This window comes from Vibrio sp. 99K-1 (assembly GCF_013114585.1).
In the GTDB taxonomy this organism is placed as follows: domain Bacteria; phylum Pseudomonadota; class Gammaproteobacteria; order Enterobacterales; family Vibrionaceae; genus Vibrio; species Vibrio chagasii_B.
Map to the genome: position 1 here is coordinate 20,689 of NZ_VTXF01000049.1, position 9,896 is coordinate 30,584.

Here is a 9,896-nt window from a genome sequence, read left to right on the forward strand (position 1 = left end):
TGACCCCCTAAGCGCCAAAACGCACATCAAAACAAAATCCTGAGCACTTAAACGTCCCCTTCCCCATTGGCACAAAGCGCAACGCGGGAAACACAGACCCGTAAGTGGTGTACATAATGATGTGATCCACTCGCTCGTGAAGAAACCATTCACCAAAGCCAGCGCCATTTAATTCGATGAAAAAGTCACGGATTTCATGGAAAGCAAAACGACGCGACACCAATTGCGGAAACTGCTGCTTGATAGCGTCAACGAACCCTTGGTCTTTTAACGCGGCGATATCAGCCAGTTGCTCTGGCGACTGACGACGACTGAACATTTTCAAACGCTGGATTTTGGAAACAAAATCAGACTTTCTTTTCACCTCATCACGACACTTTTTGACTTGATAGCGCAACTTCAATACCGCCAAAGGACTAGAGATATCATTTTTTGGTGAGCTTTCGTGCTCCAGCGGCGAAACGCTGGTCGATGAATTTGAATTAGAGAGAGTTGGGGTTGAGTTTTGTTGCGCCATGAGAGTTTCCTTTCTGTTTGAGTATCACTTTTCGGAGCCGCTTGGCTGTCCGCTCTCTCAACATCGTTCTGCTTTGCAAGGGCGCGCAGCGGCGAAGCTTCCCTTGAAAAACAGGTTGTGTGGAGAGACGGTTAACAGCCTGCGAGCCCGAAAATGAGGCGAGTGAAAGAAATCGGCGCATAAGAAAACAAGCCCTTATTCGAACTTATTCAAAGATAGAGAGATCAACGAAAAGGGAACGACAAGGTGCTAAGACTCTTAGGACAGTCAGGGCCTAGCCCGCAGGATGACGCCTAAGGCAACATAAGAATCGTGATAAAGACACGTTTACAGTTTTGTCTTTACAAGGAAATGAGGCTAAGAACAGGTAACAAGACTCTTCAAGTGTCATGTTCATCAATGTTTGAAGTTAAGTCTGAGGTAGGCTCTATGACATCGCTTAAAGTCTATAACGAGCCTTTATCTAAGACATGTAGTACATAGGTAATACATGTTTAATTCATTTTGTTGATCAACTCGATGAGATCTTCATCATCGATCTTGTCTTGATATAAAGCCAAGGCTCGGTACAATTTTGCTGCAGACACATTTCTCTCTGTCTGCTCTTGCAGATTTGCTACCCAATCGGTTATCCGTTCTTTATCAGTCAGTGACATTCTAAGAGTCAGAGGAGGCACCTTATAAGATGTCGTCACTTTCTTTTTGACAGTCGTAATTCCCGTCGACTTACTTGAACCTTCGTTCTTGTGAGTGGAGATAGCTGTTATAGATCCTCGTTTCTTTAACTTACTCATGTGTATTACCTATGTATTACATTAAATTTAGAAGAAATGCAGCGAGTTTACGGTAATCATTATTAACAAGAGAGCCCGATTTATAAAAACGCACAGGAGAAGAAACAGCATTAGCTTGGCCGACATGCTCAGAACGGCGGACAGATACTGGTAACAATTTATCTTGTACTACCTCCAATTCCTCATCAATGAACTCATTGATAATAGTGTTTCTTGAATCGACCTCGTTCCTCAGGATCAGATAGTTGCCTTCGTCATCCTTAATTTCAGAGACAGCTTCGAGTAAAGGACTAATGCCGTCCAGTGAAAATGCACCTGAATCAACAGGGATCAAAATAAGGTCTGAGGCCTGGATTGCGTTAAGAGTCGTTAGGGATAAGTTTGGTGGAGTATCAAGAAGAATGAAATCATAGGTATCACCTAACTTTGCCAATTGCTTCTCTAAAATTCGTTCACGATTAATCTTTGTCAGTGATGTTTCGATGACACGTGACAACTGAACATCAGCGGGAACAACATAGAGGTTTTCAATGGAGTTTCCATTAAGCTTTGCAGGTTGAATTAAATCGACAATGGACACAACCTTAGGCTTATCAAACAAAGCAGCAACCGTCTCTTCAAACTTAAAATCACGTTGTCCGGTTAACGTTTTGGAGCAGTTCCCTTGAGGATCAAGGTCAATGACTAACACTTTTCATTTTCGTGCAAGCTCAGCTCCTAAATTGACAAGAGTCGTGGTTTTTCCAACGCCACCTTTTTGGTTCGCTGCGCTGATGATCTTTGTTTTCATAGTAGACACCTCATATATTACATGTGTAATACACAACAATAAACACACATCGCCCTGTCAATGTATTACATAGGTAATACACTTTTCATTAAAAGTTATCCATCCGTTACTAATCGATAATATCAAGGCTGTAAAAAACCTAAAGAAGATGGCACCAGCCGCGTTGAATTAAGTTATTAGGCTTCTCACCAACCAATACCTGTTGTTTAACCTAACCTCAAGACTAGAATCAAAGTCGAGTTCTAAAATTGAAAATATTGTGACTACGATGGGTACACGGTTTAAGCATTACAACGAACAACTAGCAAGTTACGTCACTTTGCTTTCTGCCATAGAGCCTTGCTATTTTCATGATAAGATACCCTCACCAATAAATAGTCCATGTGAACAATGTCAGAACATTCATACCATCAACTTCTTAAGTCGACCTTCGAAAACACTCTTCTTCACCTTTACTTCAAAGTAAACATTGCCAGTCACTTTGTTAAAGAAGAGCAACGAAACAAGATCATCATTGACTTCTTGAAGCCAAAAATCAAACAAGCTCGATATAGCATTATCAAGAAAAAGCTTAAAACGGTTTGTTTGATGAAGAATAAGTTTGGCTCAATCGAAAAACACTTAGAAAGCGTTTTATCTCAATATTCAGCGATAGAAAGTCAAAACGACGTTGATAAGCTTTATGCCTTGTTAGAACGCTTTGAGAAGAGCGGATTAGAAACAAAACTTATTGAAGAGACCCCTAAACAGGAAATGGACGTAGTTTATATCGACAGAGCACATATCGATAACTGCTTCGATAATGAAAACCGTCAGATTGCACCCATTTCGCTGTTTATACATACGAATGAATTAGACAGGTTCACTCAGTGCTTAGTCACCCAGCCTTATTTCACATTTGAGTTGTGCCAAACAAGTGAAGAGTTGAAGAACTATCACTATCAAGTTCACCCAATTAGCTAACACAACCAAATCTAAAAAGCAGGGCACTTCCAACCCATATCAAGATGTGTTTGACGCGATTTACCAAGTGGTACTACCAGCCTTTTCCTTTTATCATCACAATCAAGGGAAATCTTTTGATCTTCGATCAGTAAGCTGATCAGGTGTTTTTATAATGAGCGAAACTCTCGACACGGCGTTTAAAGCTCGTATAACTGCCCTTTTCTCTTTCTTCGTCGACAATGTCATACGCGTATCGGCGAGTGTGTTCAAACAAAGTACAGTTTCGAGAATAAGAGACATCAGTATCTTGACGAAGCCATGGCCGCGTTGTCTCCAGCTCAAGAGAATCCGCTAACTCATTGAGTTCATAGACACTGCGGTGGAGTTCGGTCGTCTGCCACCAAGGATGAAAGGGCGTTTTGGCAACAGGGCCTGAATAACTCAAGTCCGCCTCAAGTCGTAATGCTAAGGCGCGATAAATGGCTTTGAGGTACTGAATGGGTTTGGATCGTGCTTGATCGCTGGTGAAAACCGGCACAATAGCGTAAAAAAGGTGGGCTTTATTACTGGTGCGGTTTCGAACGATTAGATTAGGGGGTGGCAAGCCTTCATCTTGCCAAATATACGGGTTGGGGACAGCTCGATGGTCATGATCGATGTCAAACACCATCCACGCCTGCATATCTTTACGATTAACCTGCATATCTTTACGATTAACCTGCATATACGGCCATCTGACCGCATAGTTTCGAGGTCTGATGAGCATCGCGGTTTTATTGTCACTGCACCTCGACAAATAAGGCGCTTCCTCAAGTAGCCGACTCAAACACGAAATGGATGAAGACGCAGCGTATTCAGAATGAGCCGTCATCTCATCACCCTCGGTGCACCTTGCCCACACTCACCTCTAGAAAAAACAAAGCAAGAGAGATTGTCTTGAGCGTTGAGCGCCGTTACTGAATCAGTACTATTGACTCTCTCTGACAAGATTTGAGAGCCGGTCAAAGCCATTCCTTTCGAGCTTTCGTAACCGCCACGGGTGTCAATTTTTATCGAACGCCTTTCCGAAGGACAACTGACTGCATCACGCCACTCTTCTTTACCTTTTAAGACTAAATTGGAGACAGCTTCAATACTGGTTTGAATAACTTTACCCTGTACGACCGCAAACACATGATGATTCATAAAGTTGACCTCGGCTAAATAACGCTCACCTTCTGAGAAACCAATAACGCAACTCTGGAAAATTAAAATGCGTCAAAGCCAACGTTGTCTGATTCTTTGTATTCGCTTCTCAAGGCCGAATAAACGAATTCGCAGTCGTACTTGTTCAAACACATGGTTCGAACGCCTTAATTGGGTCATTAACCTCGCCTGCTCAACCCATAATAAAGAAAGTTGGCTATTATATACAATTGCAAATTAAATCATTTAAGAACAAAACCTTACAAAAAACCAAAATTGACAATGGCGACAATGGCGACAATGGCGACAATGGCGACAATGGCGACAATGGCGACAATGGCGACAATGGCGACAATGGCGACATATTTTGAGCTATCAGATAGAAAGCAGGTCAATAATATGGTTTTTCTCGTCTAATTTCCCATTGAGTTACTAAATATTAGTAATACCTATCACAAAATATGTCTTGTCAGCGCACTATGATTTCGACTTAACGCCATTACATCATCTACCAACTTCTCGAGTTGCTTTTGCTGCATTTGCATTCGGCCTTAAAAGCCTTGGGATTCACTTCCATCCACCAATGCTAGGCCATGCTCTCTCGCTTGCTGCTTAAGTAACTGCAGTTCTGGGATTTGACTACGCAATTCATTTTCTAAGTCTTGTTTAAGTACTCTTTTTGCCAATGTATGTTCAAAACCATGCCCTTGTGACCAAGCATTAGTATTGAATACAGAATTGTAGTGCGCATGTACAGTTTGCGTTGTTACGTTTTTCGCCTTCGCCTACTCAAAAATTAAGTCGTTTAAGGAGAGGTCTTGCGGAACGGTTGGAGCTGGAAGAGCTGCAGCTGTGGGCATACTGTCGAACGCACGAATGACATTTAGATGGAACTTAGGGCTAACCCACATTGCATAAGAATAAACAAGTTCTTTGCATACCCAAGTCCCCGCATTACTACCGCCACGTTTGGTGTTTACAGCAAAGCAGGAATTACTGCTTTGCTCAATTTCATTAACCAGTTCTTGAGTTTGCTGATTCTTAATAAAAATACTTGGACGATGTCGATTGTGTCCACCACTTGCTTTATGTAAATCATTTAACGAGTACAAATTATCAAGTGTGCGGATGTCTTTATTAACGATAGTTAGATTAGGCATGATAGGCCTCCTATGCGACTTAATTAAATCACCACAAGAAGGTCCTAAACTTCGGGTGGTGAACTGAACAAGGTTAGGACTACCGCGCATAGGAACGACCAGCCGAAGCTGCCTCGCCCAGCCCACCATAATGCTGATAGTACGTTTTTTAAGTAAAACGACTATGTTCAGGTGTGCCGAAGCCGCACATAAAAAAGGCCAGCAGAAGCTGACACTAATGTGCCCTATACAAAAGCGGGGTCCTAAACCCGACACTGGATTTTGCCAGTGTCGGGTTTAGGATGTGGGAGATCAGTGTCAAACGTTTAATAACGTTGCATATTGTATAGAGCATAGTTCTTACAATCAGCTTGCCTCACCCATGAACGTAGACAGGATTGAGACAAAAAATTCCAGAGAAGACACGCCGTTCCAGAGCCACACTAAATTATTAACTAATTTAGATTCGTTTTATTTGTAACTATTGTAGTTTGGCCACTCAAATAAATGCGAATGAGAAGATTTATCATGAATTATTTAAAGAAAATCATAGTTTCTTCGTTTTTCCTCTCCCCAATACATTGTTATTCCACAGAAATTAGAGGGGAAGCTTTACAATCGAATGACTCTTACGAAAATAAGGTTAGTAATAAAAAATCGTTAGAATTAGAAGCCTCCGGCTGTACTGGGGACTCCTCTTGGATTGATTACCCTTCCTTACCTCAAGAGCCTACAGAAACTAGTAAATCCGATACTAATTGCAGTTTTATGCAGTTTGCATGGCAATCTTTTGCTTATTATACCAGTGACAAGACACCGGATTTATTCTTGAATATGATGCCGAAAGACAGAATATTTAAAGAGATACCCGATAGTTGGGACAATAAAGGTGATCAAGGATTAGTACAAAGTGAGATCCTTCAAGCCGGCTCTAATTTCCCATTGAACGATCAAGAAAGCAATCCAGTCTTCTATCAACAAAGTGTCAATAAAAAATTCTACAATGACATCGTCAAACACGGATTAAACAATAGCCAATGTGTCGCCGAGATTGACAGTGGGAAAACACCGTTTGAAATATCCCCAGGCTCCACTGAAGTAAAAACCTCATGGAAATTAATATCTAATAACGACAACCCTGAAAAATTTTTCACTATTCATAGAGATGTTGAGCTCAACGGGGTAGTAAGGAGTAATGTTCTAATGGGCTTGGTTGGGATTCATATAGTACGAAAAACAAGGAATCATCCTGAATTCATTTGGACCACATTTGAACACAAGGAAAACGCTCCTGATTGTGCTGATGTTCCTAACCTATCAAATTTTGAAAAATCAGGTAAATGGACATTTTTCAACCCAATGTCCTTTCAGAAAGTGAATACTTACTTCCCTGGTAAACCTACCCAAGTCTGTAGAGAAACACCCTATGGGGTTGGTTTTTTAACGAAAACTGAAGTAGCTAAAGATATAAAAGCGCTTAACGAGGCAATGTCAGATTATTACCAATCACGCAAATCTGTTTGGTCTAACTACTTCCTTGTGGGTACATCTTGGACAGTCTCAAACGAGAGTGATTTAAATAAAGGAGAGGTGCCTCCCACTTGGAAAAATGAAATAGGGGGTTCGAAGTTATTATCAAACAGTACAATGGAGACCTATGTCCAAAACCCTCAATGGTTTGCTTTAGTGCACCCTAAAGAAGATAGGGGCTGTTTTGCTTGCCATAAATATGATCCTTTAACAAAGAAAGCCTTACATTTAAGCCATATGTTTAATGCGGCCCAAGATTACGGTCAGTGTTTTCTTTAAGGCTTGATTTAGAGCCTAAAAATTAAAACTTCCTAACAAAAAGTGATCAGCTTTCCACTTTTATAATTTGCCTTTTAAGATCAAGGATTTCTTATAGAAAGAAACATTAATTAAACCGCATAATAACATTTGACAACTCAACACAATCCGTTGGATTTATAATTATAAAGAGTTAAGCATGCGATCCAGACCCCCTTGGTTAAACCGATTATTCAGTCCCCACCCTCAATGGGTCTATAAGACTGGTGTTATGTTATTGGCCCTGTTATTTAGCTTATTGGCTTCATTGGCCACCAGTCTTTATCAAGTTCATAATGAAATTAAGCATGACGTCGACTACCTCGATCAAATCGTTTCTGTTGCGATTAAATATGGGCTTGAAAAACCCACTCTTTCTGAAGCCAGCGTCGCTAGCGGTGAATGCTCCACTGACACTATAGAGCAGTTAGAGAAGCTTTATGTGTCGCATCTACTTATGTCGATACCCATCGTTAATCTTGATAAGCAGAAACCCTATACCTATTGCTCTCCTTTCGGTGTTGAGCAGTTTGAACAACGTAATTTTAAGAACTTACTTAATACAAAATTAAAAGGAGAAATGTGGCGTTTAGCGATTTATTCTCTCTCTACAACCCCAAAACATCCCCCCTATCTATACGGTTCGAATGGACAATACGGTTTCCTCTTTCCATTACGCACGGAATACCTTTTTCTTGAAAATGATTTAGACCACCAACGCTCTATTCGTTTATCTTTACCAAAAGAAAATTACACTATCCTTGAAATAGGCAGTTTGCCCAATGCCGATCGCCTGTACTCGAACTCAGTTGCTTCAAACTATCTGCCTCTTACCTTTGAATCCTCCGTCTCTACCTCACGAGTGCTCTCGAAGTTTAAGCAAAACTTGTGGCCGGTTACCACTTTACTCTTTATGATTTCACTCACCATTCTTTGGTTATGTGTTTCCTATTGGCACGCAAAAAAAGAAATTGCTCTTCAAAAAGCGGTTCGAGACGCCCAGTTTTTCCCCTATTATCAACCCATCGTCGACGCACAAACAGGTAAAATGCTCGGTGTCGAAGCTTTACTCCGATGGCTTCCCTCTGATGGCCGTGTCATAGAACCAAGCAAGTTCATCCATTATCTAGAGCAAAGTGGGGAGATCATTCCAACAACAGAGAATCTCATTACAACCATTTACCGCGACTTATCGCCTTTGATGAGTCAAAACACCGAGTTTTATTGCAGTGTCAACATCACTCCTCTGCACCTCCAAAATGACGATTTTTACCACTATTTAAAGCGGTTTCAGCACGACTACTCAAAACTTACGCTTGAATTAACAGAACGCCAACCGATTGAAAATTTAGCGTTTGCCAGTCAGCGTATCGCCTTACTCAAAACATTAGGGCTTAAAATAAGCCTTGATGATGCAGGTACCGGTTATGGCGGAAACTCCTATTTGCATTATTTCGATATTGACACTATCAAAATAGACAAAATGTTTACACGCTCCATTGATGAAGGAAAGTCCGCTGTTCTCGATGGGTATATTGAAATGGCTAAACAATTAGAACTCAATCTAGTAGCGGAAGGAGTTGAAAATAAACTCGAAGCTAAAGGGCTTTTATTAAGAGGCGTCTTTCAACATCAAGGTTACTACTACGCCAAACCTATGTCGATTGAAGATCTCCATCGCTGGACTTTAGATTACGGTTATACTCACGAGCGGGTTAGTGAGACGCTCAACTAAAAACGTCACGGAGCTTGCCTTATTCAACGACGAGCGCCCAAATAGATATCATTTTTTGGTGAGCTTTCATGGCCAGCAGCGAAACACTGGTCTCTGAAATTCGATTTAGAGAGCGTTGGAGTTGTATGTTGTTGTGCTATAAGGAGTTTCCTTTCTTTTTGAGGAAGGTTAACAGCCTGCGAGCACCATCAAATGATGCGAGTCGAAAGGGAAATCAGCACATAAAACAGCAAGCCCTTACTCGAACTTAATTGAAATCAGTAAAAGGTAACGACGAGGCGTAGTAGCGCAGGCGTTCAAGATTACAACGATATCCTTTTAGATACAGCTGACTGCACATCTATGAAAAAGATAACCACCTGCAAAAGTAGGTGGTTATAAGTTGGAATATCAAAAACTCATACGTTAAACGTTAGGGAACTGAGACGCAGGACGCGTACAACTCTTCTTCTCCCAGACTCAACCCTCCGCCGCCATTCCTGAGGTCTATATTAAAAAAGCCAGGACCTCTACTCTCAATTGACCAGTAATTTAACCTGACTGGCCAGCCGCGCGCGTTGAACATATTGCCGTATGTATTGAAGAGCAATTCTAACTCATTTTTTGTTGCCAAACGCCAGTTGGTGCGTCCTGCTAAATCCTCGTTACTATATGTACTACATAATCTACTTGCATTATCCCAAGAGAACCAAAAGAAATCTCCAGCAGGCCCAGAAGTTCCAATTTCTTGCGTAAAACCATTATTTGCACTTCCTCCAATGGAGGATAAAAATAATTTTGAGGGTGAATTGGTAAACAACTTCCCATTCCCAGTATCGAATAGATCAATACATGAAGCACCGACGGACAGACATCTATATACCTCCACGCTCACTGTGTTACTGGTGACGCCATCTTTAGTGGCGGTTATCGTTGTTTGGCCGACGTTGACGCCAGACAGGAAGCCTGTCGGCGTTACTGTCGC

General features: G+C 41.3%; 7 protein-coding genes and 4 pseudogenes. 4 read left to right on the forward strand and 7 right to left on the reverse strand.

The genetic code is table 11. The annotated features are described in order from the left end of the window. Positions 1-7: 7 nt before the first annotated feature. The 3 genes and pseudogenes from F0228_RS24900 to F0228_RS24910 all read right to left on the reverse strand — a co-directional run bounded on the left by F0228_RS24900 (position 8) and on the right by F0228_RS24910 (position 2,101). Positions 8-517 carry a hypothetical protein gene (locus tag F0228_RS24900; RefSeq protein ID WP_171750881.1) on the reverse strand — a complete coding sequence of 170 codons (510 nt, stop codon included), beginning with the start codon at positions 515-517 and terminating at the stop codon, positions 8-10. A gap of 494 nt (positions 518-1,011) precedes the next feature. Beyond that, complete coding sequence (locus tag F0228_RS24905) at positions 1,012-1,311, reverse strand: hypothetical protein (RefSeq protein WP_171750880.1); 300 nt, start codon at positions 1,309-1,311, stop codon at positions 1,012-1,014. A 16-nt stretch (positions 1,312-1,327) separates the two neighbouring features. Next, positions 1,328-2,101, reverse strand: a pseudogene (locus F0228_RS24910) (ParA family protein). A 390-nt stretch (positions 2,102-2,491) separates the two neighbouring features. On the opposite strand from F0228_RS24910, the gene F0228_RS24915 reads away from it, so the two are divergent. After that, positions 2,492-3,064 carry a DUF2913 family protein gene (locus F0228_RS24915; protein WP_171762994.1) on the forward strand — a complete coding sequence of 191 codons (573 nt, stop codon included), beginning with the start codon at positions 2,492-2,494 and terminating at the stop codon, positions 3,062-3,064. Between the two features lie 142 nt (positions 3,065-3,206). Here the strand turns inward: F0228_RS24915 and F0228_RS24920 are convergent. Both F0228_RS24920 and F0228_RS24925 read right to left on the reverse strand, forming a co-directional pair. Beyond that, positions 3,207-3,917: pseudogene (locus F0228_RS24920) on the reverse strand (replication initiation protein); the annotation flags it as partial. After that, positions 3,914-4,231 carry a hypothetical protein gene (locus F0228_RS24925; RefSeq protein WP_171750879.1) on the reverse strand — a complete coding sequence of 106 codons (318 nt, stop codon included), beginning with the start codon at positions 4,229-4,231 and terminating at the stop codon, positions 3,914-3,916. The gene F0228_RS24925 and the pseudogene F0228_RS24920, both read right to left, overlap by 4 nt. 230 nt (positions 4,232-4,461) lie before the next feature. Between F0228_RS24925 and F0228_RS24930 the strand changes: the two genes are divergently transcribed. After that, positions 4,462-4,602 (forward strand): hypothetical protein, encoded by a 141-nt coding sequence (locus F0228_RS24930; RefSeq protein ID WP_171762992.1) that lies wholly within the window; start codon positions 4,462-4,464, stop codon positions 4,600-4,602. 81 nt (positions 4,603-4,683) lie between these two features. Here F0228_RS24930 and F0228_RS24935 read toward each other — a convergent pair. Beyond that, positions 4,684-5,391, reverse strand: a pseudogene (locus F0228_RS24935) (KilA-N domain-containing protein). Between the two features lie 507 nt (positions 5,392-5,898). Between F0228_RS24935 and F0228_RS24940 the strand changes: the two are divergent. Then, positions 5,899-7,179 carry a hypothetical protein gene (locus tag F0228_RS24940; protein ID WP_171762995.1) on the forward strand — a complete coding sequence of 427 codons (1,281 nt, stop codon included), beginning with the start codon at positions 5,899-5,901 and terminating at the stop codon, positions 7,177-7,179. 250 nt (positions 7,180-7,429) lie between these two features. Continuing rightward, on the forward strand, positions 7,430-8,932 hold the full coding sequence (locus tag F0228_RS24945; protein ID WP_246859871.1) for an EAL domain-containing protein: 1,503 nt from the start codon (positions 7,430-7,432) through the stop codon (positions 8,930-8,932). 412 nt (positions 8,933-9,344) lie between these two features. Here the strand turns inward: F0228_RS24945 and F0228_RS24950 are convergent. After that, positions 9,345-9,896: pseudogene (locus F0228_RS24950) on the reverse strand (DUF1566 domain-containing protein); the annotation flags it as partial.

Excerpts from the sequence above, each read along its gene's own strand:
- F0228_RS24945 (WP_246859871.1), top strand. The coding sequence starts at position 7,430 with ATGTTATTGGCCCTGTTATTTAGCTTATTGGCTTCATTGGCCACCAGT.
- F0228_RS24905 (WP_171750880.1), bottom strand. The coding sequence starts at position 1,311 with ATGAGTAAGTTAAAGAAACGAGGATCTATAACAGCTATCTCCACTCAC.
- F0228_RS24915 (WP_171762994.1), top strand. The coding sequence starts at position 2,492 with ATGTCAGAACATTCATACCATCAACTTCTTAAGTCGACCTTCGAAAAC.
- F0228_RS24940 (WP_171762995.1), top strand. The coding sequence starts at position 5,899 with ATGAATTATTTAAAGAAAATCATAGTTTCTTCGTTTTTCCTCTCCCCA.
- F0228_RS24900 (WP_171750881.1), bottom strand. The coding sequence starts at position 517 with ATGGCGCAACAAAACTCAACCCCAACTCTCTCTAATTCAAATTCATCG.
- F0228_RS24925 (WP_171750879.1), bottom strand. The coding sequence starts at position 4,231 with ATGAATCATCATGTGTTTGCGGTCGTACAGGGTAAAGTTATTCAAACC.